General features: G+C 72.6%; 20 protein-coding genes. 17 read left to right on the top strand and 3 right to left on the bottom strand.

All coding sequences use genetic code 11. The features are described 5' to 3' along the window. Window positions 1-81 precede the first annotated feature (81 nt). The 10 genes from ACWEOH_RS05400 (at window position 82) to ACWEOH_RS05355 (ending at window position 9,837) form a co-directional block, all read left to right on the top strand. Complete coding sequence (locus ACWEOH_RS05400; protein ID WP_452028913.1) at window positions 82-1,020, top strand: ABC transporter permease; 939 nt, start codon at window positions 82-84, stop codon at window positions 1,018-1,020. Further along, on the top strand, window positions 1,017-1,994 hold the full coding sequence (locus tag ACWEOH_RS05395) for an ABC transporter permease (RefSeq protein ID WP_452028912.1): 978 nt from the start codon (window positions 1,017-1,019) through the stop codon (window positions 1,992-1,994). The genes ACWEOH_RS05400 and ACWEOH_RS05395 overlap by 4 nt, the downstream gene beginning before the upstream one ends. Beyond that, entirely contained in the window at window positions 1,991-3,625 is a 1,635-nt protein-coding gene (locus tag ACWEOH_RS05390; protein WP_452028910.1) for a dipeptide ABC transporter ATP-binding protein, read from the top strand. The genes ACWEOH_RS05395 and ACWEOH_RS05390 overlap by 4 nt, the downstream gene beginning before the upstream one ends. After that, window positions 3,622-4,641, top strand: a complete 1,020-nt coding sequence (locus ACWEOH_RS05385; protein ID WP_452028908.1) for a putative FMN-dependent luciferase-like monooxygenase — start codon at window positions 3,622-3,624, stop codon at window positions 4,639-4,641. The genes ACWEOH_RS05390 and ACWEOH_RS05385 overlap by 4 nt, the downstream gene beginning before the upstream one ends. A 28-nt stretch (window positions 4,642-4,669) precedes the next feature. Then, a complete protein-coding gene (locus ACWEOH_RS05380; RefSeq protein WP_452028906.1) occupies window positions 4,670-5,266 on the top strand; it encodes a CMD domain protein in 597 nt (198 codons plus the stop codon). After that, a complete protein-coding gene (locus ACWEOH_RS05375) occupies window positions 5,263-5,946 on the top strand; it encodes an alkylhydroperoxidase domain protein (RefSeq protein ID WP_452028904.1) in 684 nt (227 codons plus the stop codon). The genes ACWEOH_RS05380 and ACWEOH_RS05375 overlap by 4 nt, the downstream gene beginning before the upstream one ends. Before the next feature lie 128 nt (window positions 5,947-6,074). Then, window positions 6,075-7,415, top strand: a complete 1,341-nt coding sequence (locus ACWEOH_RS05370; protein ID WP_452028902.1) for an aminotransferase class V-fold PLP-dependent enzyme — start codon at window positions 6,075-6,077, stop codon at window positions 7,413-7,415. A 58-nt stretch (window positions 7,416-7,473) separates the two neighbouring features. Then, window positions 7,474-8,403 carry a bile acid:sodium symporter family protein gene (locus ACWEOH_RS05365; RefSeq protein ID WP_452028900.1) on the top strand — a complete coding sequence of 310 codons (930 nt, stop codon included), beginning with the start codon at window positions 7,474-7,476 and terminating at the stop codon, window positions 8,401-8,403. Between the two features lie 47 nt (window positions 8,404-8,450). Beyond that, a complete protein-coding gene (locus ACWEOH_RS05360) occupies window positions 8,451-9,287 on the top strand; it encodes a hypothetical protein (RefSeq protein ID WP_452028898.1) in 837 nt (278 codons plus the stop codon). 52 nt (window positions 9,288-9,339) lie between these two features. After that, a complete protein-coding gene (locus ACWEOH_RS05355; RefSeq protein WP_452028896.1) occupies window positions 9,340-9,837 on the top strand; it encodes an FBP domain-containing protein in 498 nt (165 codons plus the stop codon). A 69-nt stretch (window positions 9,838-9,906) separates the two neighbouring features. Here the strand turns inward: ACWEOH_RS05355 and ACWEOH_RS05350 are convergent, their stop codons facing one another. Further along, window positions 9,907-10,677: an SGNH/GDSL hydrolase family protein gene (locus ACWEOH_RS05350; protein ID WP_452028894.1), complete on the bottom strand. Its 771-nt coding sequence runs from the start codon at window positions 10,675-10,677 to the stop codon at window positions 9,907-9,909. Window positions 10,678-10,815: 138 nt separating this feature from the next. Continuing rightward, complete coding sequence (locus tag ACWEOH_RS05345) at window positions 10,816-11,016, bottom strand: DUF1918 domain-containing protein (protein ID WP_452028893.1); 201 nt, start codon at window positions 11,014-11,016, stop codon at window positions 10,816-10,818. A 150-nt stretch (window positions 11,017-11,166) separates the two neighbouring features. Here ACWEOH_RS05345 and ACWEOH_RS05340 point away from each other — a divergent pair, with 150 nt between their 5' ends. Beyond that, window positions 11,167-12,525, top strand: coding sequence for a GH1 family beta-glucosidase (locus ACWEOH_RS05340; RefSeq protein ID WP_452028891.1), 1,359 nt, complete (start codon window positions 11,167-11,169; stop codon window positions 12,523-12,525). A gap of 41 nt (window positions 12,526-12,566) precedes the next feature. On the opposite strand, the gene ACWEOH_RS05335 is transcribed toward ACWEOH_RS05340, so the two are convergent. Beyond that, window positions 12,567-14,117 carry a PucR family transcriptional regulator gene (locus ACWEOH_RS05335; RefSeq protein WP_452028889.1) on the bottom strand — a complete coding sequence of 517 codons (1,551 nt, stop codon included), beginning with the start codon at window positions 14,115-14,117 and terminating at the stop codon, window positions 12,567-12,569. Between the two features lie 131 nt (window positions 14,118-14,248). Here ACWEOH_RS05335 and gabT point away from each other — a divergent pair, with 131 nt between their 5' ends. From gabT to ACWEOH_RS05305, 6 genes are all read left to right on the top strand, one after another. Next, on the top strand, window positions 14,249-15,607 hold the full coding sequence (gabT, locus tag ACWEOH_RS05330) for a 4-aminobutyrate--2-oxoglutarate transaminase (RefSeq protein WP_452028888.1): 1,359 nt from the start codon (window positions 14,249-14,251) through the stop codon (window positions 15,605-15,607). Beyond that, entirely contained in the window at window positions 15,604-16,914 is a 1,311-nt protein-coding gene (locus ACWEOH_RS05325) for a Glu/Leu/Phe/Val family dehydrogenase (protein WP_452028887.1), read from the top strand. The genes gabT and ACWEOH_RS05325 overlap by 4 nt, the downstream gene beginning before the upstream one ends. A gap of 45 nt (window positions 16,915-16,959) precedes the next feature. Beyond that, window positions 16,960-18,429 carry an NAD-dependent succinate-semialdehyde dehydrogenase gene (locus tag ACWEOH_RS05320; protein WP_452028885.1) on the top strand — a complete coding sequence of 490 codons (1,470 nt, stop codon included), beginning with the start codon at window positions 16,960-16,962 and terminating at the stop codon, window positions 18,427-18,429. Between the two features lie 132 nt (window positions 18,430-18,561). Further along, entirely contained in the window at window positions 18,562-19,944 is a 1,383-nt protein-coding gene (locus tag ACWEOH_RS05315; protein WP_452028883.1) for a flavin monoamine oxidase family protein, read from the top strand. Further along, window positions 19,941-20,813, top strand: a complete 873-nt coding sequence (locus ACWEOH_RS05310; RefSeq protein WP_452028882.1) for a universal stress protein — start codon at window positions 19,941-19,943, stop codon at window positions 20,811-20,813. Before ACWEOH_RS05315 ends, ACWEOH_RS05310 begins: the two co-directional genes overlap by 4 nt. 11 nt (window positions 20,814-20,824) lie before the next feature. After that, entirely contained in the window at window positions 20,825-22,372 is a 1,548-nt protein-coding gene (locus tag ACWEOH_RS05305; RefSeq protein ID WP_452028880.1) for an APC family permease, read from the top strand. The last annotated feature ends 57 nt before the right edge of the window (window positions 22,373-22,429 follow it).

The following is a 22,429-nucleotide window of genomic DNA, read 5'->3' as shown; positions in this document are numbered from 1 at the left end:
ACCCTCGCTGGTCGAGTGGCGTCGGCTCCGCGGGGCGCCACTCGACCAGCGGACCTCCCCGCACCAGGAAGGAGCACCCCCATGGCGTACCTCGCCCGCCGCACCGGCCAGGCGCTCATCGTGCTCGCCGTCGCGTTCACGGCGACGTTCGTGCTGCTGCAGGCGCTGCCCGGCGATGCGATCCTCATCAAGTTCGAGAGCCCCGAGCTGGGACTCAGCCCCGACCAGATCGCCGACATCCGGGCCGCGTACGGCGCCGACAACTCGGTGATCGAGCAGTTCCTGCACACCCTGACCGGGTTCGTCGTGGGCGACTTCGGCTACTCCGTGCAGTACGGCACGGCGGTGCATGAGCTCATCGGCGCGGCCCTTCCCGGCACGCTCGCGCTCGCCGGGTTCGGCTTCCTCGTGGCCGTCGTCATCGCCGTCGGGCTCGCCGTGCTCTCGACGCTCGCGCCGTTCGCCTGGCTGCGCTCGACCCTGCGGAACCTGCCCGGCCTGTTCGTGTCGGTGCCCGTGTTCTGGCTCGGCATCGTGCTCATCCAGGTCTTCTCGTTCCAGCTCCGGCTCGTGCCCGTGATCGGCGCCGACCCGGTACAGGGACTCATCCTCCCCGTGCTCACGCTCGCGATCCCGATCTCGGCCCCGCTCGCGCAGGTGCTCGCGCGATCGATCGACGAGGTGCAGCTCTCGCCGTTCGTCGCGGTCGTACGCGCCAAGGGCGCGAGCCCGGCCCGGGTGCTGTGGCGGGATGTCGCGCGCAACGCGGTGCTGCCGACGATCACGATCGCGGGCGTGCTGATCGGCGAGCTCATCGGCGGGGCGGTCGTGACCGAGACCGTGTTCGGACGCGCCGGCATCGGCCGCCTCACCGAGGAGGCCGTGCGCAACCAGGACGTCGCCGTGCTCCAGGCGGTCGTCGTGCTCGCCGCGCTCGTGTTCGTGGCGGTCAACCTCGTGGTCGACCTGGTGTACCCGGTGCTCGATCCCCGGCTGAAGCGGAAGGCGGTGGCGGCATGAGCGCGCCGGTGAAGGAGAACTCCGCGGGTGGTCGAGGAGCGCCCGCAGCCACCGGTGGTCGAGTAGCGCCGCCGCGGAGCGGCGACGCGTATCGAGACCCGGTTCCCAGCGCTGGGTCGGGGCGTCTCGATACGCGTCCGCCTGCGGCGGGCGCTACTCGACGAGCGGTGCGGTGGCGCAGCCTCCTCCGCCGACCCGATCTGGTCGTGGCCTGGGCTGTCATCGTGCTCGCGATCGCGTGGGCGATCGTGCCGTGGCTCTTCACGGGCGCCGACCCGCTCGCGGGAGTGCCGGCCGAGAAGCTGCAGGCGCCGAGCGCGGCGCATCCGTTCGGCACCGACGCGATCGGCCGCGACCTGTACGCGCGCGTCGTGTACGGCGCGGTGCACTCGCTCTCGGGCGCGTTCGTCGCCGTCACGGTGGGCCTCGTCGGCGGCACGCTGCTCGGCGTGCTCGCCGGGTCGCTCGGCGGCGCGGTCGACGCCGTGATCGGTCGTATCGTCGACGTGCTCCTCGCGATCCCGGCGCTGCTGCTCTCGCTGAGCATCATCATCCTGCTCGGCTTCGGCACCGTGAACGCCGCGATCGCGGTCGGCATCGGCTCGATCGCCGCGTTCGCGAGGCTCTCCCGGTCGGAGGTCGTGCGCGTGCGCCAGGCCGACTTCGTCGAGGCGGCGTTCGGCTCGGGAGCGCGGCTGCCCACGGTGCTGTTCCGGCACGTGCTGCCGAACTCCCTCACCGCCGTGATCGCACTGGCCGCGCTGCAGTTCGGCACCGCGATCCTCGCGATCTCGACGCTCGGCTTCCTCGGCTACGGCGCCCCGCCGCCCACGCCCGAATGGGGCCTGCTCATCGCCGAGGGGCGCAACTACGTGGCGACCTCGTGGTGGCTGACCGTGCTGCCCGGCCTCGTCGTCGTGGTCGTCGTGCTCGCCGCCAACCGCATCAGTCACGCACTCGGGAGGAACCGATGACCGCGCTCCTCGAGCTCAAGCACCTCGACGTCGCGTACCGCACGCCGGCCGGGCCGAGCCGTGTCGTGCACCACGTGTCGTTCGACGTGGCGCCCGGCGAGGTCGTCGCGCTCGTCGGCGAGTCGGGCTCGGGCAAGACCACGACCACGAGCGCGGTGCTCGGACTGCTCCCGGCCGGCGGTGCCGTCGAGGGCGGAACGATCCGCCTCTCGGGCACCGAGATATCGGGCTGGAGCGACCGCCGCCTGCAGGCCGTGCGCGGCGTGCGCATCGGGTACATCCCGCAGGATCCGGTCTCGTCGCTCAACCCCGTTCGCCCGATCGGCGTGCAGCTCGGCGAGGCGTTCCGCATCCACCGTCGCGGCGATCGGCGTGACGTGCCTCGCCGCGTGCTTGAGCTGCTCGACCGGGTCGGCATCGACGACCCCGCACTGCGGGCCCGCCAGTACCCGCACGAGCTCTCGGGCGGCATGCGCCAGCGTGTCCTCATCGCCTCGGCCGTGGCGCTGGAGCCCGAGCTGGTGATCGCCGACGAGCCGACGAGCGCGCTCGACGTGACCGTGCAGCGCCGGATCCTCGACCTGATCGACGAGCTGCGCCGCGAACACGGCACCGCGGTGCTGCTCGTCACGCACGACCTCGGCGTCGCCGCCGAGCGCGCCGAGCGCGTGGTCGTCATGCAGCACGGCCGCATCGTCGAGCAGGGCCCGACCAGCGAGCTGCTCGACGGCCCGCGCGAGGCGTACACGCGCCGGCTCCTGGCCGACGCGCCCGGGCTCGAGGAGCCCGAGTTCCGGCATCCGCGCCCACCCGTCTACCTGCGCGACGCGAGCGTGGCGGCCGCCGAGAACCCGTTCGCGCTCGAGGCATCCGGGCTCGTGAAGGCCTACGCGACGAAGCGCGGCGCCGAGCCGTTCCGCGCCGTCGATGACGTGTCCTTCAACATCGTGCGCGGCACGACGCACGCCATCGTGGGCGAGTCGGGATCGGGCAAGACGACCACGGCGCGCATCGTCACGCGATTCGTCACCCCGGATGCCGGGACCGTGCGCCTCGGCGACACCGACGTCACGGCGCTGACCGGGGCTGCACGGCGCGAGTTCCGCCGACGCGTGCAGCTCGTGTACCAGAACCCGTTCGCGTCGCTGGACCCGCGGCACACAGTGGCCGATCTCGTGGCCGAGCCGCTGCGCAACTTCGGGATCGGCGACCGCCGCTCGCGTGCCGAGACCGCGAGACGGCTCATCGACCGGGTCGCGCTGCCGGCGCACCTGGCCGGACACCGTCCGCGGGAGCTCTCGGGCGGCCAGCGCCAGCGCGTCGCCATCGCCAGGGCGCTCGCGCTCGAGCCCGAGCTGGTCGTGCTCGACGAGGCCGTCTCGGCGCTCGACGTCACGGTGCAGGCCCGCATCCTCGAGCTGCTCGAGCAGCTGCAGGGCGAGCTCGGGCTCAGCTACCTCTTCATCTCGCACGACCTCGCGGTCGTCGCCCGCATCAGCCACTCGGTGTCGGTGATGCGTCGCGGCCGCGTGGTGGAGTCGGGGCCGACCGAACAGGTGTTCCGGTCGCCCCGGCACGAGTACACCCGGGAACTGCTCGATGCGGTTCCCCGACGGAAGGTCACGGCATGACGCGCATCGGATTCTTCACCCGGCTCCTCGACGACGCCTCGGCGGCCGAGCGGTACCGCATCGCGACCGAGCAGATCGTGCACGCCGAGCGGCACGGCTTCGACTCGGCCTGGGTGGCGCAGCACCACTTCCACGCGGCCGAGGGCGGGCTTCCGTCCCCGTTCGTGTTCCTCGCGCACGCGGCAGCGCAGACGAGCCGCATCCGGCTCGGCACGGGCGTCGTGACGCTGCCGCTCGAGGACCCGGTGCGGGTCGCCGAGGACGCGGTCGTGCTCGACCTGCTCTCGGGCGGACGCGTCGAGCTCGGGCTCGGCTCGGGCTCCACGCCCGCGTCGTTCCTCGCGTTCGGCGAGCGCTCCGAGGACCGTGGGCGCGTGTTCGGTGAGAAGGTCGACGCGCTCGTCGCCGCACTCGCCGGCGGGGAGCTCGGGGACCCCGCCAACCACCTGCAGCCGCCGGGCCGCGACCTGCTCGGCCGCATCTGGCAGGCGACGTTCTCGTCGTTCGGCGGCACGCGGGCCGGGCGCGCGGGGCACGGGCTGCTGCTCTCCCGCACCCAGCCGAGGCCGACGGATGCCCCGCGCCGCACGCTCTCGGAACTGCAGCTGCCGATCATCGACGCCTATCGGGAGGCGCTGCCGAAGGGCGTGCCGCCTCGCGTCCTCGCGTCCCGCACCCTGTTCGTCGCGGACTCGCGCGAGGAGGCCCGCCACTATGCCGAGCTCGGACTCCGGCGGGCCGCCGTCGGCTTCGCCCGCACCGGGCAGCCGCCGATCGGCGACACGCTCGACGAGCTCATCGCGACCTACGACACGCACGTCGGCACGCCCGTCGAGGTCATCGAGTCGCTCGCCCGCGACTCCGCCGCCGCGGAGGCCACCGAGGTGGCGTTCCAGGTGCACTCCGTCGACCCGCCGCACGAGCTCGTGCTCCGCTCGATCGAGCTGATCGCGTCCGAGGTCGCCCCGGCGCTCGGCTGGGGGAGCCGGGCGCTCGCCGAGGCATCCGCCCGCTGACCCACGAACCAGAAGGAAGGGAATCCCCATGACCGACATCATCGACCGGCTCGCCGGCGTGCGACCCGGCGGGAGCGTGGACGCCCTGCGCCGCCACCGTCCCGTCACGCGCGACAACGCCCAGGCGAGCTACGACGCCCTGTTCACCGACCCCGACGAGACGCACGCGAGCCTCTCCGAGCGCGCGGCCGTGGCGCAGTTCGTCGCGATCCTGCACGACGACGAGGTGGCGGCCACCCACTACGGCGCCCTCACGCGCTCGGCGGGCGGCGCCGCGCTCGCCGACGCCGTGGCCGACGCGGCGACGACCGCGCGCACCGAGGGCCCCTACGGCGAATACCCCGCAGCCGGACCGCTTGCCGTGGAGGGCGTGCCCGGGCTGCGCCTCAGGCTCGACGATGCCGCACGTGCCGCGTTCGGCGAGCGCCTCGCGGGGGCGCTCGAGCACGCGCACCTGCTCGTCTTCCGCCCGCGCGAGTCGTCGGCCGTCGCCCTCGCGACCCTCGCCGATGCGGGCTGGTCGACCGCCGGCATCGTCACCCTCTCCCAGCTCGTCTCGTTCCTCGCGTTCCAGCTGCGGGTCGCGGCCGGGCTCCGCCTGCTCACCACCAAGGACGCCGCATGACCGACACGACCATCACGACCGACGCCGCCACGACCACGAGCACGGATGCCGCGGGCGACGTGCCCGTGCGCATCCTCGAGCACCCCGGGCCATCCGTGCCCCTCGCCTTCACCCAGGACGAGCTCGGCTGGCTGCCCTGGCTGGAGCCCGCCGACGAGGCGACGCTCACCGAGCGCCAGTACGCCGGACTCGTCGATCGCTCGCGCGCGAAGAGCGACTACTTCCGGCTGCTCGTGCGCGACCCCAACATCCTGCGGGCGCGCACGCTCACCGACAAGGACATCTTCTACAACGCCGCCGACGGGCTCGGTCGCGCCGAGCGGGAGCTCGCCGCCGCGGCGACGAGCCGGTTCAACGGCTGCATCTTCTGCGCGTCGGTGCACGCGCGGTTCGCGACGCATCACTCGAAGCGGCACGACGACGTGCAGCGGTTGCTCGACCTGGGGGTCGACGCCGAGCAGGACGCGGTGTGGCGCGCTGTCGTCGACGCCGCGGTGGCCCTTGCGGCGACGCCGTCGCGGCTCGCGCCCGAGCACCTCGACGCCCTGCGGGCGGCGGGGCTCGACGAGCAGGCGGTGTCGGATGTCATCCACTCGGCGGCGTTCTTCAACTGGGCGAACCGGCTGATGCTGTCGCTCGGGGAGCCCGAGGAGCCGCGTCGCGACGAGGTGGGGGGCTGACGCACCGAGCCTGGCGGCGGCGGCTCCGTTACCGGATGTTGCGCGGCATGACACCGTGCGACGCCCACCGTTGCGGGCCGCCGCCGCCGGCCGTACGTTCGACGCCAACCCACCCCGAGGAGCCCGCCGTGATCGCGACCGACCTGCGCACGCCAGTGCGCGCGGGCGCGCACGGTGCGTCGACGGATGCCGCGTCCCGCCCCGCGCTCGGACCGCTCGCCGCGCTCGCCGACGCCGGCCTCGAGGTCCCAGTGCTCGGCGGCCGCACGGTGCGGCACGTGAACCTCGACGTCGCGGCATCCGCCCCCGCGTTCGACGCGGTCGCGGCCCACGTCGCCCGCGTGCTGCCGTACTACGCGAGCGTGCACCGCGGCAGCGGCTACCCGTCGCAGGCCACGACGGCGCTCGTCGAGGACGCCCGCGTCACCGTCGCGCGACACGTCGGCGCGCGAGACGACGACCTCGTCGTGTTCACCCGCAACACGACCGACGCGCTCAACCTGCTCGCGGGCGCCGTGCCCGGCGAGACCGTGGTGCTCGACATCGAGCACCACGCCAACCTGCTGCCCTGGCGCGATCGCCGGGTCGTGGTCGGCCGCGCGACGATCGCCGAGACGCTCGAGGCCCTCGACGCGGAGCTCGCCGGCCGTCCGGCCGCACTCGTCTCGGTCACCGGCGCCTCCAACGTGACGGGCGAGGTCCTCCCCGTCGCCGCGATCGCCGCCCTCGCGCACGCACGCGGCGCCCGGCTCGCGGTCGACGCCGCACAGCTGCTGCCGCACCGCAGGGTCGACCTCGTGGCATCCGGCATCGACTACCTCGCGTTCTCGGGACACAAGGCCTACGCGCCCTACGGCTCGGGCGCGCTCGTGGGCCGTGCCGACTGGCTCGACGCCGCACCGGCCCACCTCGCGGGCGGCGGCGCGGTCGAGTCCGTGCGGCTCGATGCGACGGAATGGAAGCACGGCCCCGAACGGCACGAGGCGGGCACCCCGAACGTGCTCGGCATCGCCGCGATCGCCCGCGCGCTCGACGAGCTCGACCGGCTCGGCGACGACGTCCGTCGCACGCACGAGGATGCCCTCACGACGCGCCTGCACGAGGGGCTCGCCCGGCAGCGCGGCATCCGGGTCATCCGCGGCTTCGACGACGCCGACGACCGGCTCGGCATCGCGACGATCGAGGTCGAGGACGGCTCGGTCGGGCTCGTCGCGGCGGCCCTCGCCGCGGAGCACGGCATCTCGGTGCGCGCGGGCCGCTTCTGCGCGCACCCGTTCTTCGACCGGGTCGCACGCCGCTCCAACGGGCTGCGCGCCAGTCTCGGCGCCGGGTCCTCGGCCGACGACGTCGACCGGTTCCTCGACGCGCTCGCGCGCCTCGTCGCCGACGGTCCCGCCCACGCCTACGAGCGCACGCCCGCCGGGTGGTGTCCGGCGGTCGACGACCGCCCGCGGCTCGTCCTCGACTGAACCTGACCCCTGAACGGGCCCATTCCCTCGCGGGCCCGGCATGAGCGACACTGTCCGCATGGGATCAGCGTTGACCACCATCGGATTGCCCGTCGCCCTCGGCATCATCATGTTCGGATTGGGCCTCGCCCTGACACCTCGCGACTTCGCGCGCGTGGGGCGGCATCCGAAGGCGGTGATCGTCGCCCTGCTCTGCCAGCTGCTCGTGCTGCCCGCGCTGTGCTTCGGCCTCGTGCTGTGGTTCCAGCTGCCGCCCGTGCTCGCGGTCGGCATGCTGCTGCTCGCCGCGTCGCCCGGCGGCACGACCGCCAACCTCTACAGCCATCTGTTCCGTGGCGACGTCGCGCTCAACATCTCGCTCACCGCGCTGAACTCGGTGATCGCGGTCGTCACGCTGCCGCTCATCACGAACCTCGCGATCGCCTACTTCCTGCCGGGCGACGAGGCACTCGGGCTGCAGCCGGCCAAGGCGATCGAGGTGTTCCTCATCGTGCTCGGCCCGGTCGTGCTCGGCATGCTGGTGCGCTGGTGGAAGCCCGCCTTCGCCGACCGAATGGACCGGCCCGTGCGCATCGCGTCGATCGTCATCCTCGTCGTGGTCATCGCGGGCGCCATCGTGTCGAACCTCCAGCTCCTGCTCGACAACTTCGGCCGACTGGCGGGCATCACGGTGCTCTTCTGCATCCTGAGCCTCACGATCGGCTTCGTCGTGCCGCGGATGCTGCGGGTCGACCGTCGGCAGGCGATCGCGAGCTCCTTCGAGATCGGCATCCACAACGCGACGCTCGCGATCGTCATCGCGCAGACCGTGATCGGCAGCGTCGAGATGAGCCTGCCCGCCGCCGTGTACGGCGTGCTCATGTTCTTCATCGCGCTCGGCTTCGGCTTCCTCATCAGGGGACGCCGAGGCGAGCGTGAGGCGCGACCCGACGCAGTCGCTGCCGGATGGGCGACGGATGCCGCGGAGGTGACGCCGCCCGAACGCTGACCTGCGGCGCGCGGGCGCCGCCCCCGGCGGGGAGGCCGGGACACGACATGGGAATCGAGCACGAGGATCCGCTTGAGCGCCGACGCGAGGAGCTTCGGCGGATCGTCTACGGCACGCGCGACGGAGCCGAGAGCGACGCGGCGGCGGAGCTCGCCGAGGTCGAGGCCGAGCTCGCCGCGCGGGCACGCGCCGCAGCGCCGGCGGTGCCGGTGGCATCCGTCTCGCCCGGCTCGTCGCGGTCGCCCGGCCCGTACGCTCCGGATGCTGCGGCAGACTCGGATGCGGCGGCATCCACGGACGCCGGAGACTCGGATGCCGCGGGCGACGGCGATGCGCCAGCGGCCGACGAGGCCCGTACGACCGCAGCCACTGCGCCGCCCGCCGGCGAGGAGCCGCGTCCACGCTGGCGCCCCACCCGCACCCAGGCGATCGTCGCGGCGATCGTGGCGTTCGTCGTCATCGCGACGGGCATCGCGCTCGTCGGTCCCGCCCGCGACGCCCTCTCGCCGCCGCGCGGGCTGGGTGTGTTCGAGCACGAGCTGCTGCCCGACGACCTCGAGCTCGTCGACCAGGTCGCGACCGGCGCTCGTCTCGGACCCGACGAGGCGGCCACGCTCCGCTCGCTCGGGCGTGCGTTCGGCTACGAGTTCTGGGTGTTCCGCGACGACGGCCGCGTCTGCATGCTGTCGCGGCGGTTGTACTTCTTCGACTGGGAGCGGTCGTGTGCGACGCTGCAGGAGTTCCAGGCGCACGGGCTCACCCGCCTCATCGCCGCGGACGACATCCGCGACGGCGCGCGCCCGCGCCGGATCGGGCCTGGCGACGTCGTCGTCGTCACGTGGGGGTCCGACTCCACCGAGATCGAGTGGACGGTGGAGCCCTGACCCGCCTCCGCGCAGGGTTCGTACACTGGGAGGGGCGCACGGGAGGGGATGCATGCAGCCGCTGATCGAGACCGAGATCCGCGAGACGTTCGGCAACGCCAGCGATGCGGAGCTCGCACAGCTGTCGCTGCCGCACGACTTCCCGCTCACCGAGTGGGCGCACCTCGACGCGTTCGCCTGGCGCGACCCGCGCATCTCCGGCCGCGGCTACCTCGTCACCGAGCTCGACGGCGAGCCGGTCGGCGTCGTGCTGCGGGCGGCCGGCGCCAACGGCTCCCGTCATCGCGCCGCGATCTGCAACCTCTGCCACACGGCGCAGCCCGGCGACCAGGTCGAGCTGTTCTCGGCACGCAAGGCCGGCGCCGCGGGGGAGCGGGGCGACAGCATCGGCACCTACATGTGCAGCGACCTCGCCTGCCAGGAGACCGTGCGGCTCGGCCGTCCGCCGGCGCCGTCCGAGGTGATGCCCAGCGTGCGCGAGATCGAGCGCATCGACGGCCTCGCGCGCCGCACGCGCGCGTTCGTCGCCGACGTGCTCAGCGCGCCCTGAGCGAGCGGATGCCGCGGGCGCGCGACGCTCGAGCGAGCGTGATCGGGCCTCAGCGAGCGTCAGCGCACGTCAGTGCGCGGCATCCGGTGCCAACGGCTCGAGCGTGGGACGCTTCGCCGTGCGCCCGTCGCCCGACGAGCGCCCCGTGAGGCGGCGTCCGATCCAGGGCAGCACGAACTCCCGGTAGTAGGTCGCGGTGTTGCGGCTGCGCGGGCCGGGTGGCGCGGCCGCGACCTCGGCGACGCCCCACTCCTCGGGGGTCGCGACGCCGATGGCGGTGAGTACGTTGCTCGCGACGCGAGCGTGGCCGAGCGAGTTGAGGTGCAGCTTGTCGGGCGACCAGTAGCGGATGTCGCGCAGCCCGCGGTCGTTGAAGTTGTCGACGAACGTCACGCCGTCGAGCTCGGCGAGGTCGCCGAGCGCCGCGGTGAGCCGCACGCCGCGAGCGTCGAACACGCGCCCGAGCGGCAGGTGGTCGGTGGGGTTCGCACCGCTCAGCATGAGCACGTGGATGCCCTCGTCGCGGATGCGGTGCACGGCCTGGCGGAAGCGGTCGGCGACGCGCTCCTCGGGCATGCGGGGGCGCAGCATGTCGTTGCCGCCGCCGTTGAAGCTGATGACCTCGGGGTGCAGCGCGATGGCGGTCTCGAGCTGCTCGTCGACGATCGGCCCGAGCTTGCGGCCGCGGATCGCGAGGTTGGCGTAGCCGACCGGCTCGCGCGCGGCGATGGCGAGCCCCATGGCCACGAAGTCGGCCCATCCGCGCACGCTGCCGTCGGGCAGCTCGTCGCCGACCCCCTCGGTGAAGCTGTCGCCGATCGCGGCGTAGGAGTGGAACATGCGCTCCACGCTAGCCGGTGATCGAGGAGCGCCTGCCGAGCCGGTGATCGAGTAGCGCCCGACGAAGTCGGACGCGTATCGAGATCGTACGTGGTGCGTCTCGATACGCGTCGCCTGCGGCGGCGCTACTCGACGACCTCAGGTGGCGTGCTTCTGGTGCTCGTGCTCCAACTCGCAGTCCGCGCCGGGGTAGAGCAGCGTCTCGTGCCCATCGTCGAAGCGGACCATGTAGGGCGGACCGCCGTCCGCGCCGCGGACCTCCAGGATCTCGCCGTGGCGGTCGGACTGGCCGACCTGCTTGCCGTGGATGACGAGGCGTTCGCCGACCGCTGCGTGCATCGTTGCTCCCTCCGGTCGTTCCAGCGTACGCCGGGGCCCGTCGGCGCGGAAGGGACGGAACGCCTCTCCCGCGGAGTGCGGCGGGCGGCTAGGGTGGGCGGAGTGGGTCATCTGTCCCACTTTCCACGGCTCCACGACGGCGAGGTTCCCATGGTCGACGCGCGCACGCTCACGTTCCCGGCGGGCTTCCGATGGGGCGCGGCCACCGCGGCGTTCCAGGTCGAGGGCTCGACCCGGGCCGACGGGCGCGGCGAGTCGATCTGGGACGTGTTCGCCCGCACGCCGGGCCGCATCCTCGACGGCTCGAACGCCGACGTGGCCGCCGACAGCTACCGGCGCTGGCGCGACGACCTCGCCCTGCTCGCCGAGCTCGGGGTCGACGACTACCGCTTCTCGATCGCATGGCCGCGCGTGCAGCCCGACGGCACGGGCGCGGCGAACCCGGTCGGGCTGGACCACTACGCCCGGATGGTCGACGGGCTGCTCGAGGCGGGCATCCGCCCGCTGCCCACGCTCTACCACTGGGACCTGCCTCAGCTCCTCGAGGACGCCGGCGGCTGGCTCGCACGCGACACCGCCGCACGCTTCGCCGACTACGTGGAGCTCGTGCTCGCCGGCCTCGGCGACCGCGTCGGCCACTGGATCACGCTCAACGAGCCGAACATGACGACGCTGCAGGGGTATGCGCTCGGCACGCTCGCACCGGGTCACGTACTCATGACCGACGCGCTGCCGAGCGCCCATCACCAGCTGCTCGCGCACGGGCTGGCCGTGCGGGCGATCCGTGCCGCGGGCGACGCCGAGGTCGGCATCGTGAACAACCACACGCTCGTCGTCCCGGCGACCGAGGATCCCGTGGACGGGTTCGCCGCCGCCGCGTTCCACGCGATCTACAATCGCGTCTTCTCCGACCCCGTGCTCGCCGGGCGCTATCCCGATCTCTCGGTGCTCGGCCTCGAGCGGATGCCGGGACTCGAGGACGGCGACCTCGACGTGATCTCCGCACCGCTCGACTTCTACGGCGTGAACTTCTACAACCCCACGCGGGTCGCCGGGGCATCCGCCGACTCGGACTTCGCCGCCGCCGGGCTGCCGTTCGAGCCCGTGGAGTTCGACGGCGTGCCCGTGACCGGCTTCGGCTGGCCCGTCGTGCCCGAGGCGCTCACCGAACTGCTCGTGACGCTGCGCACCGACTTCGGCGACGCCCTGCCACCCGTCGTGATCACCGAGAACGGGGCGTCGTATCCCGACGTCGTGATCGACGGCCAGGTGCACGACGCCGAGCGCATCGCCTACCTCGACGGGCACATCCGAGCCGTGCATGCTGCGATCGGGCGCGGCGTCGACGTGCGCGGCTACCTCGTGTGGTCGCTCATCGACAACTTCGAGTGGGCCGACGGGTACACGCAGCGCTTCGGCCTCGTGCACCTCGACCTCGAGACCGGGGAGCGCACCCGCAAGGACTCGTTCGACTGGTACCGGGAGCTGCTCGCCTCGCAGCGCCGCTGAGCGGCCGTATGCCGCGGGGCCGCGGCGGCCGCGGCATCCGCTCAGTCGACGGCGAGGAGCGCCGCCCAGAGGTCGGCGCGCGCGTGGAACCCCGAGAGGTCGCGGCCGAGCAGCTTCTCGGCAAGCGCGACGCGGCTGCGCACGGTGTGTCGGTGCACCCCGAGCGCCTGCGCGGTCGCGTCGAACTGGCCGCCGTGCTCGAGCCACGAACGCGTGGTCTCGAGGAGCGACGTGCCGTGCGCCGAGTCGTACTCGGTGAGCGGGGCCAGTGTGGCGAGGGCGACGGCCCGCGCGTCGGTGCGTGCGAGGAACGCGAGGACGCCCTGGCGGCTGATCTCGTCGAAGGCGACGACACCGGCCTTCGTCTCGCGGGCGCGTTCGAGCGCCCGCAGCGCCTGCTCGTGCGCGAGCGCCACGGCGTCGGCGGCGACCGCGTCGGAGATGCCGACGGGCACCTCGAACTCGGCGGCGACTTCGTCGGCGAGCGCCGTGTCGGCGTCCTCGAGCAGGATCACCACGGTGTCCTGGTCTCGTCCGAAGAAGAGGCGTCCGCCGCGCTCCTCGACGCGGAGCTCGAGCAGCTCGGTGAGCCGGTCGACGTGCTGGGCGGGCACGTCCGCGATCGCGACCCGGAACGGCGCTGCGGGCAGCGGGCCCCACATCTCGCTCGCGACGCGCTCAGCGAGGTCGGTGTCGCCCGCGAGGATGCCGCGGAGCAGCCCGGTGCGCAGGTGGCCGCGGGCGCGGTCGAGGTCGCGGTTCTGCTCGAGCGCGAGGCCGGCGAGCGCGATCACCGACGTGACGACCTCGCGGCCGGCCTGGTCGAGCTCGGCCGAGTCGCCGATGGCGAGCACGCCGCGCAACGCGCCGCCGCCGCCGAGCGTCTGCAGCGTGATGCGCTGCGGCGCGCCCACCGACTCGCCGGCCACGAGTGTGCGGCTCGCACGCTGGCCGCGGCGCAGCATGGAGCGGGCCTCGCCGACGACCTCCCCGAGCGCGGGCTGCTCGAGCCCGCCGTCGGGCGCCTCGCGATCGAGCGTGCCGGCGGCGTCGATGAGCCCGACCCACGCGTCGAGGCGCTGCGAGAGTTCGCCGAGGGTCGCCGAGAGTCCGTCGGGCCGGAGTGCCGCGAGTGAGATGGCCCGCTGCGCGGCGAGCGCCCAGGCCTGTCGGGCGTACGCGTCCTCGGCGAGGAGGTCGGCGACGAGCCGAGCGATGGCGATGAACGGCGTGCGGTAGGGCACCTCGAAGAGCGGGAGTCCCTGCGCGGCGCAGGCGTCGACGAGCGCGTCGGGCGTGCCTGCCCGGATCACCTCGGTGCCGAAGCCGAGCGCTGCGATGCCGGTCTCGAGCAGGCGCCGCACGTAGGCGTCGGCGAACCCGGGCTCATCGGCCTCGGCCCGCTCGAACTGCGTGCCGGTGGTGAGCAGCACGTGCCCCGCGTCGAGGAACGGCGCCGGATCGACGAGGTCGGACGAGTGCGCCCAGACGACGGCGGCGTCGAGCGACTCGGGCGGCAGGGAGGTGGGCGGGGTGAGCAGGGCCAGCCCGAGCTCTGGCCGGTCGAGCAGGGTGCGCACGGTCGGCTGCATGGGTGCCACTCCTTGTACGCGGTGTCGAACAACGTGCACCCGAGTGTACACGCGGGCGCTGAGGCATCCGTCGCCGCCGACCTAGCATGGGCGGCATCGCCACCGTCGTCACCTTTGCATCGGAGCAGACCATGACCCTCGTCGACACCCCGGCCATCGTCGCCGGAGGACCGGCCCTCGCGCAGGAGCGCCGCCTCGTCACCGCCATCCCCGGCCCCCGCTCGCAGGAGCTCATGGCCCGCAAGGCGGAGGCCGTCGCCAAGGGCGTCGGCACCACCATTCCCGTCTCGGTCGTCGCCGCGGGCGGCGGGGTCGTCGTCGACGCCGACGGCAACTCGCTCATCGACCTCGGCTCGGGCATCGCCGTCACCGGTGTCGGCAACTCGAACCCCCGCGTGGTCGAGGCCGTCACCGCGCAGCTCAACGCGTTCACGCACACGTGCTTCACCGTGGCGCCCTACGAGGGCTACGTCGACGTCGCCGAGAAGCTCAACGAGCTCACCCCGGGCGACTTCGTCAAGCGCTCGGCCCTGTTCAACTCGGGCGCCGAGGCCGTCGAGAACGCGGTGAAGATCGCGCGCCACCACACGAAGCGCCAGGCCGTCGTCGCATTCGACCACGCGTACCACGGCCGCACCAACCTCACGATGGGCCTCACGGCGAAGAACATCCCGTACAAGAGCGGCTTCGGGCCGTTCGCGTCGGAGGTCTACCGCGCGCCCCTCTCGTACCCGTTCCGCGACGGCGGACTCTCGGGCGCCGAGGCGGCGGCCCGCGCCATCCTGCAGATCGAGAAGCAGGTCGGCGTCGAGAACCTCGCGGCGATCATCATCGAGCCCATCCAGGGCGAGGGCGGCTTCATCGTGCCGGCCCAGGGCTTCCTGCCCGCGCTCGTGAAGTGGGCGAACGAGAACGACGTCGTCTTCATCGCCGACGAGGTGCAGACCGGCTTCGGCCGCACGGGCGCCTGGTTCGCGAGCGACCACGAGGGCATCGTGCCCGACCTGGTCGTCACGGCGAAGGGCATCGCGGGCGGACTGCCGCTGTCGGCGGTCACCGGCCGCGCCGAGATCATGGACTCCGCCATGGCCGGCGGCCTCGGCGGCACCTACGGCGGCAACCCGCTCGCCTGCGCCGCCGCGCTCGCCGCGATCGAGTCCTACGAGGAGGACGGCCTCATCGAGCGCGCCCGCGAGATCGGCGCGGTGCTCCTCGGCCGCCTGAACGCGCTGCGCACGGCCGACCCGCGCATCGGCGACGTCCGCGGCCGCGGCGCGATGGTCGCCATCGAGCTCGTCGACCCCACCACGGGCGAGCCCGACGCGGCGCTGACCTCGAAGGTCGCCGCGTACGCCCACGCGCACGGCGTCATCGTCCTGACCTGCGGCACCTACGGCAACGTGATCCGCTTCCTCCCGCCGCTCACCATCTCCGACGAACTGCTCATCGACGGTCTCTCGGTCGTCGCGGAAGGACTGAAGAACGCATGACCGACGTGCTCGCGGCGACGACGGTGTCCACCGCCCACGTGGGTGTCCACGCGGCATCCGATCACATCGCCACCCCGCTCACCGACGCGCGCTCGCAGCTCGCCGAGGCCGTCTCGCTGCTCGGCTACGCCGACGGCCTGCACCAGATGCTCGCGACCCCGCGCCGCGAGCTCAGCGTCGCGGTGCCGCTGCGCATGGACTCGGGCGAGAGCCGGCTCTACCTCGGCTACCGCGTGCAGCACAACTTCTCGCGCGGCCCCGCCAAGGGCGGCCTGCGCTACGCGCCGAACGTGAACCTCGACGAGGTGCGGGCGCTGGCGATGTGGATGACCTGGAAGTGCGCCCTGCTCGACGTGCCGTACGGCGGCGCGAAGGGCGGCCTCGCGATCGACCCCCGCGAGCACTCCGCGGCCGAGCTCGAGCGCGTGACCCGCCGCTACACGAGCGAGATCCTGCCGATCATCGGCCCGGAGCGCGACATCCCCGCGCCCGACATCGGCACCGACGAGCAGACCATGGCCTGGATGATGGACACGTACTCCGTCAACAGCGGCTACACCGTGCCCGGCATCGTGACCGGCAAGCCGATCTCGCTCGGCGGCTCGCAGGGCCGCGCCAGCGCGACGAGCCGTGGCGTCACGCACATCGCGCTCGCCGCGCTGCGCCACGTGGGGCTCGACCCGGCTCGCTCGACCGCGGCCGTGCAGGGCTTCGGCAAGGTCGGCGCGGATGCCGCGCGGTTCCTGTCCGAGGCCGGCGTGCGCGTCACCGCGGTGAGCGACCAGTACGGCGCGGTCGTGAACACGGCGGGCCTCGACATCGAGGCGCTGTCCGACCACGTGCGAGCCACGGGCTCGGTCATCGGATTCGCGGGCGGCGAGCCTCTCGACGGCGCCGACCTGCTCACCCGGGACGTGGACCTGCTCGTCCCGGCCGCGGTCGAAGGCGTGCTGCACGACGGCAACGCCGGCGACGTGCAGGCTGCGGTCATCGTCGAGGGCGCCAACGGCCCGACCACCCCGGCCGCCGACCGCATCCTCCGCGAGCGCGGCGTGCTCGTCGTGCCCGACATCCTCGCCAACGCGGGCGGCGTCATCGTCTCGTACTTCGAGTGGGTGCAGGCCAACCAGGCCTACTGGTGGCGCGCCGACGAGGTCGAGTCCAGACTGGAGGAGCGGATGCTCAGCGCCTGGCGGCACGTGCTCGGCTACGCCCGGGCCCGCGACCTCTCGCTCCGCACCGCGGCCACCGCGCTCGCCGTCGAGCGCGTCGCCGAGGCCCACCGCCTCCGCGGCCTCTACCCCTGATCGGGCACCACTCCCACCGGCCGGAAGACACGAAACGGAACCAGAATGACCGACACCATGCTTGAGACGACGATCCTCGACCGGGTCGCCGACCGCCTCTTCATCGGCGGCGAGTGGGTCGAGGCGGAGGGCGGGCGCACGCTCGCCGTCACCGACCCGTCGAACGGCGACACGATCAAGGAGATCGCGGACGCCTCGCCGGCCGACGGCATCCGCGCGCTCGACGCCGCCGTGGCCGCGCAGGACGCGTGGGCCGCGACCGCACCGCGCGAGCGCGGCGAGCTGCTGCGGCGCGCGTTCGACACGCTCATGGCGCGCAAGGAGGACTTCGCCCTCCTCATGACGCTCGAGATGGGCAAGCCGCTCGCCGAGGCGCGCGGCGAGGTCGCCTACGGCGGCGAGTTCCTGCGCTGGTTCAGCGAGGAGGCCGTGCGCATCTCGGGTCGCTACGGGCTCAACCCCGAGGGCACCGGCCGCATGATCGTGTCGCAGCGCCCCGTCGGCCCGTCGTTCTTCATCACGCCGTGGAACTTCCCGCTCGCGATGGCGACCCGCAAGATCGCCCCGGCGCTCGCCGCGGGCTGCACGGTCGTCATCAAGCCGCCGGCCCTCACGCCGCTCACGACCATCGCGTTCGTGCAGCTGCTCGAGGAGGTCGGGCTGCCCAAGGGCGTCGTCAACGTCGTCACGACCTCGAAGTCGTCGGCCCTGTCGGCCCCGATCATCGCCGACCCGCGCCTGCGCAAGCTGTCGTTCACGGGCTCGACCGAGGTCGGCCGCAAGCTCCTCGAGCAGTCGGCGCTGGGCATCCTGCGCACCTCGATGGAGCTCGGCGGCAACGCGCCGTTCGTGATCTTCGAGGACGCCGACCTCGACAAGGCGGTCGACGGCGCGATGATCGCGAAGTTCCGCAACATCGGCCAGGCGTGCACCGCCGCGAACCGCTTCATCGTGCACGAGTCGGTCGCCGACGAGTTCGCGAAGCGCGTCGCCGACCGCGTGCGGGCCATGAAGGTCGGCCGCGGCACCGAGGACGGCGTGAACATCGGCCCGCTCATCGACCAGGACGCGGTCGACTCGACCGACGCGCTCGTGCAGGACGCGGTCGGCCGGGGCGCCACCGTGCTCACGGGCGGCACCCGCATCGACGGCGACGGCACGTTCTACGCGCCGACCGTGCTCGCGGGCGTCGCGGCGGGCAGCCGCCTCCTCAAGGAGGAGATCTTCGGGCCGGTGCTCGGCATCACGACCTTCGCGAACGAGGACGAAGCGGTGCGCCTCGCCAACGGCACCGAGTACGGCCTCGTGTCGTACGTGTTCACGCAGGACCTCGCCCGCGGCCACCGCCTGATCGACCGCCTCGCCACGGGCATGATGGGCCTCAACACGGGCCTCGTCTCGAACGCGGCCGCGCCGTTCGGCGGCGTGAAGCAGTCGGGCATCGGCCGCGAGGGCGGCCTCGAGGGCATCCACGAGTACCTCGACACCAAGTACACGCTCATCCCGGTGAGCTGATACCGGTGGTCGAGCAGCGACCGCCGGAGGCGGACGCGTATCGAGACCACACGTCAGCGTCTCGATACGCGTCGCGCTTCGCACGGCGCTACTCGACGACCGGCGTCACGAACAGGAAGTCAGACAGGAATCATGGAACGCATCGACTGCGACGTCGTCGTCGTGGGCGCCGGGGCATCCGGGCTCACCGCGGCCAACCGACTGAAGGACGCCGGCCGCCGGGTCGTCGTGCTGGAGGCACGGGACCGCGCCGGAGGCCGCCTCTGGACCGACGACGTCGACGGCGCCATGCTCGAGATCGGCGGCCAGTGGGTCTCGCCCGACCAGGATGCGCTCATCGAGACGCTCGACGAGCTCGGGCTCGAGACGTACCCGCGCTACCGCGAGGGCGTGAACGTCTACATCGGCCCCGAGGGCGAGCTGCGCAAGTTCGAGGGCGAGATCTTCCCGGTGCCGCCGGCGACCGAGCAGGAGATCGTCTCGCTCATCGACAAGCTCGACGCGCTCGTCGCACAGATCGACCCCGAGCGCCCGTGGGACCACCCGCAGGCGAAGGACCTCGACGAGATCTCGTTTGCGCGCTGGCTCGAGACGCAGACCGACGACGAGGAGGCGCGCGAGAACATCGGCATGTTCATCGCGGGCGCCATGCTCACGAAGCCGGCGCACGCGTTCTCGGCGCTGCAGGCACTGCTCATGGCGGCCTCGGCCGGATCGTTCTCCAACCTCGTGGACGCGGACTTCATCCTCGACCGCCGCGTCGTCGGCGGCCTGCAGCAGGTCCCGCTGCTGCTCGCCGAGCGGCTCGGCGGCGCGGTGCGGCTCGGCCAGGCGGTCCGCACGCTCCGTTGGCATCCGGATGCCCCGGAGCGCGGCGTCGTCGCGGTCACCGACCAGCTCGAGGTGCACGCGGCGCACGTCATCCTCGCGATCCCGCCGATCCTCATCTCGCGCATCTCGTACGAGCCGCCGCTGCCGCGCCGGCAGCAGCAGCTGCACCAGCACCTCTCGATGGGCCTCGTCATCAAGGTGCACGCCGTCTACGAGACGCCGTTCTGGCGCGCCGACGGCCTGAGCGGCACCGCGTTCAGCCCCTACGAGCTCGTGCACGAGGCGTACGACAACACGAACCACGAGGACCCCCGCGGCACGCTCGTCGGCTTCGTCGCCGACGAGGAGGCCGACGGCGTCTTCTCGCTGAGCGCCGAGGAGCGCAAGGCCCGGATCCTCGAGTCGATGTCGCACTACTACGGCGAGCAGGCGAAGCATCCGGTGGTCTACTACGAGAGCGACTGGGGCTCGGAGGAGTGGACGCGCGGCGCCTACGCCGCGAGCTTCGACATGGGCGGCCTCGCGCGCTACGGCGCCGACCTGCGCACGCCCGTCGGTCCCATCCACTTCTCGTGCAGCGACATGGCGGGCAAGGGGTACCAGCACGTGGACGGTGCGATCCGGGTCGGCCGCGAGGTCGCCGACGAGATCCTGGCCGGCGACGAGCTGCGCGCGGCATCGTGAACGGACGCATCGTCGTCGGCTACACGGCGAACGACTCCGGCGCCGACGCACTCGCCCTCGGCACCCGCATCGCGCGGGCGAGCGAGGCGATCCTCGACGTCGTGATGGTGCTGCCCAGCGAGGCGCACAACACCACCGTGCCCACCGACACCGGGTACGAGCGGTACCTCAAGGGGCAGTCGCGCGAGTGGCTGGCCGAGGCATCCGAATCGCTCGACGACGAGGACGTCGTGCAGTCGCTGCACGTGCGCTACGCGGAGTCGTTCGCCGAGGGCCTCATCGCCGCGGCGCACGAGTTCGGCGCGTCGCTCATCGTCGTGGGCGCGGCCCGTGGCGGCCTGCTGGGGCGGTCGCGCATCGGCTCGGTCGCGAACGAGCTGCTGCACTCGTCGGATGTCCCGGTCGCGCTCGCGCCGGTCGGCCAGCGCGACGTGCCGGTGACCCAGGGCGTCACGCGCGTGACCGCCGCGATCGGCACGCGTCCCGGCGCGGACGCGCTGCTCGAGGCATCCGTGCGCCTGGCCCGCGCCACGCGCGCGCCGCTGCGCCTCGTGTCGCTCGTGCCCATCGACCTGCCCGCAGGCCTCGACGAGGGACTCGTCGAGCTCACGGGAGCCGTGCACGCCGACGAGGTGTTGGCTGCCGCACGCCGCGAGCTGCCGGCCAACCTCGACGCCACGGCGGTCGCCGCCACCGGCGCCACCATCGAGGAGGCCGTCGAGGGCCTCGACTGGCACGACGGCGAGCTCGTGCTCGTCGGCTCGAGCCGCTTCGCCGCCCCGCGCCACCTCTTCCTCGGCTCGACGGCGGCGAAGATGCTGCGCGAGCTGCCGGTGCCCATGATCGTGGTGCCGCGCACCACCACCTGAAAGACATCGCAATGACGCAACCGAACCAGCCCCCGCTCACCGAGGCGACCTCCGCGGTCGACGGCGCCGACCACGGCATCACGAAGAAGGGCCTCTCGGCCGGGTCGGTCGGCCTCATCGGCGCGATCGTCATCGGCATCTCGTGCATCGCGCCCGCCTACACGCTCACCGCGGCCCTCGGCCCGACGGTGTCGGAGGTGGGCGAGCAGGTGCCCGCGATCATCCTCGTCGGGTTCATCCCGATGCTGCTCGTCGCCTTCGGCTACCGCGAGCTGAACAAGCGGATGCCCGACTCGGGCACGTCGTTCACGTGGGCGACGCGCGCGTTCGGCCCGTGGATCGGCTGGATGGCCGGCTGGGGCCTCGTGGCCGCGACCATCCTCGTGCTCTCGAACCTCGCGGGCATCGCGGTGGACTTCCTGTTCCTGCTCATCTCGCAGGTCGCGGGCAACCCCGAGATCGCCGACCTCGCCGCGAACCCGTTCATCAACGTCGGCGTCTGCCTGCTGTTCGTGCTCGGCGCGACGTGGGTCTCGTACCGCGACATGCAGACCACGCAGAAGCTGCAGTACTGGCTCGTCGGCTTCCAGGTCGCCGTGCTCGTGCTGTTCTCGGTCGCCGCGCTCGTCGAGGTGGCCAACGGCAACGCGTTCGACGCGACGCCCGTCGAGCTCAGCTGGTTCAACCCGTTCGCGGTCGAGTCGTTCTCGGCGTTCGCGGCGGGCCTGTCGCTCTCGATCTTCATCTTCTGGGGCTGGGACGTCACCCTCACGATGAACGAGGAGACCAAGGGCTCGGAGAAGACGCCCGGCCGCGCGGCCACCATCACCGTGGTCACGATCGTGGTGCTCTACCTGCTCATCGCGGTGTCGCTCATCGCCTACGCGGGCGTCGGCGACGGCGAGTACGGGCTCGGCAACCCCGAGATCCAGGACAACGTGTTCTTCCACCTCGCCGGCCCGATCCTCGGCCCGCTCGCGGTGCTCGTGTCGCTCGCCGTGCTGACGAGCTCGGCCTCCTCGCTGCAGTCCACGTTCGTGTCGCCCGCGCGCACGCTTCTCGCCATGGGCCACTACGGCGCCCTGCCCGACACGTTCGCGAAAGTCAGCCCCCGGTTCTTCACGCCCGGGTACGCGACGATCGTGTCGGCCGTCGTGGCATCCGTGTTCTACGCCGTCATGCGGTTCGTGAGCGAGAACGTGCTCTGGGACACCATCACGGCGCTCGGCATGATGATCTGCTTCTACTACGGCATCACGGCGTTCGCGTGCGTGTGGTTCTTCCGCAAGCTGTGGTGGCGGTCGGTGCGGAACTTCTTCTTCACGCTGCTGTTCCCGCTCGTGGGCGGCGTGATCCTCGGCGTGCTGTTCTTCACGACGCTGATCGACAGCATGGACCCCGAGTACGGCAGCGGCTCGCACGTCTTCGGCCTCGGCCTGGTGTTCGTGCTCGGCATGGTCGTGCTGCTGTCGGGCGTCGCGATCATGCTGTGGCAATGGCGCAAGCGTCCCGCGTTCTTCCGCGGTGAGACCCTCTCGCGGGCGGTCGCCGAGGACTGAGGTCCCGCCGATCCGGCCTCCGCTCCCGAGAGCGCATGCAGGACCGCCCCCGCGACA

It is taken from the genome of Agromyces sp. NPDC004153, assembly GCF_053603635.1.
The sequence above is the reverse complement of the archived record's forward strand: the minus strand, read 5'-3'. Positions and strand labels throughout refer to the sequence as shown.

Bases quoted from the DNA above. Each gene is read 5' to 3' on its own strand.
- ACWEOH_RS05335 (WP_452028889.1), bottom strand. From the start codon at position 14,117: ATGCAGCCGACCGTGCGCACCCTGCTCGACCGGCCAGAGCTCGGGCTG.
- ACWEOH_RS05390 (WP_452028910.1), top strand. From the start codon at position 1,991: ATGACCGCGCTCCTCGAGCTCAAGCACCTCGACGTCGCGTACCGCACG.
- ACWEOH_RS05395 (WP_452028912.1), top strand. From the start codon at position 1,017: ATGAGCGCGCCGGTGAAGGAGAACTCCGCGGGTGGTCGAGGAGCGCCC.
- ACWEOH_RS05385 (WP_452028908.1), top strand. From the start codon at position 3,622: ATGACGCGCATCGGATTCTTCACCCGGCTCCTCGACGACGCCTCGGCG.
- ACWEOH_RS05320 (WP_452028885.1), top strand. From the start codon at position 16,960: ATGACCGACACCATGCTTGAGACGACGATCCTCGACCGGGTCGCCGAC.
- ACWEOH_RS05315 (WP_452028883.1), top strand. From the start codon at position 18,562: ATGGAACGCATCGACTGCGACGTCGTCGTCGTGGGCGCCGGGGCATCC.
- ACWEOH_RS05340 (WP_452028891.1), top strand. From the start codon at position 11,167: ATGGTCGACGCGCGCACGCTCACGTTCCCGGCGGGCTTCCGATGGGGC.
- ACWEOH_RS05355 (WP_452028896.1), top strand. From the start codon at position 9,340: ATGCAGCCGCTGATCGAGACCGAGATCCGCGAGACGTTCGGCAACGCC.
- ACWEOH_RS05345 (WP_452028893.1), bottom strand. From the start codon at position 11,016: ATGCACGCAGCGGTCGGCGAACGCCTCGTCATCCACGGCAAGCAGGTC.
- ACWEOH_RS05365 (WP_452028900.1), top strand. From the start codon at position 7,474: ATGGGATCAGCGTTGACCACCATCGGATTGCCCGTCGCCCTCGGCATC.
- gabT (WP_452028888.1), top strand. From the start codon at position 14,249: ATGACCCTCGTCGACACCCCGGCCATCGTCGCCGGAGGACCGGCCCTC.
- ACWEOH_RS05305 (WP_452028880.1), top strand. From the start codon at position 20,825: ATGACGCAACCGAACCAGCCCCCGCTCACCGAGGCGACCTCCGCGGTC.
- ACWEOH_RS05350 (WP_452028894.1), bottom strand. From the start codon at position 10,677: ATGTTCCACTCCTACGCCGCGATCGGCGACAGCTTCACCGAGGGGGTC.
- ACWEOH_RS05360 (WP_452028898.1), top strand. From the start codon at position 8,451: ATGGGAATCGAGCACGAGGATCCGCTTGAGCGCCGACGCGAGGAGCTT.
- ACWEOH_RS05380 (WP_452028906.1), top strand. From the start codon at position 4,670: ATGACCGACATCATCGACCGGCTCGCCGGCGTGCGACCCGGCGGGAGC.
- ACWEOH_RS05400 (WP_452028913.1), top strand. From the start codon at position 82: ATGGCGTACCTCGCCCGCCGCACCGGCCAGGCGCTCATCGTGCTCGCC.
- ACWEOH_RS05375 (WP_452028904.1), top strand. From the start codon at position 5,263: ATGACCGACACGACCATCACGACCGACGCCGCCACGACCACGAGCACG.
- ACWEOH_RS05325 (WP_452028887.1), top strand. From the start codon at position 15,604: ATGACCGACGTGCTCGCGGCGACGACGGTGTCCACCGCCCACGTGGGT.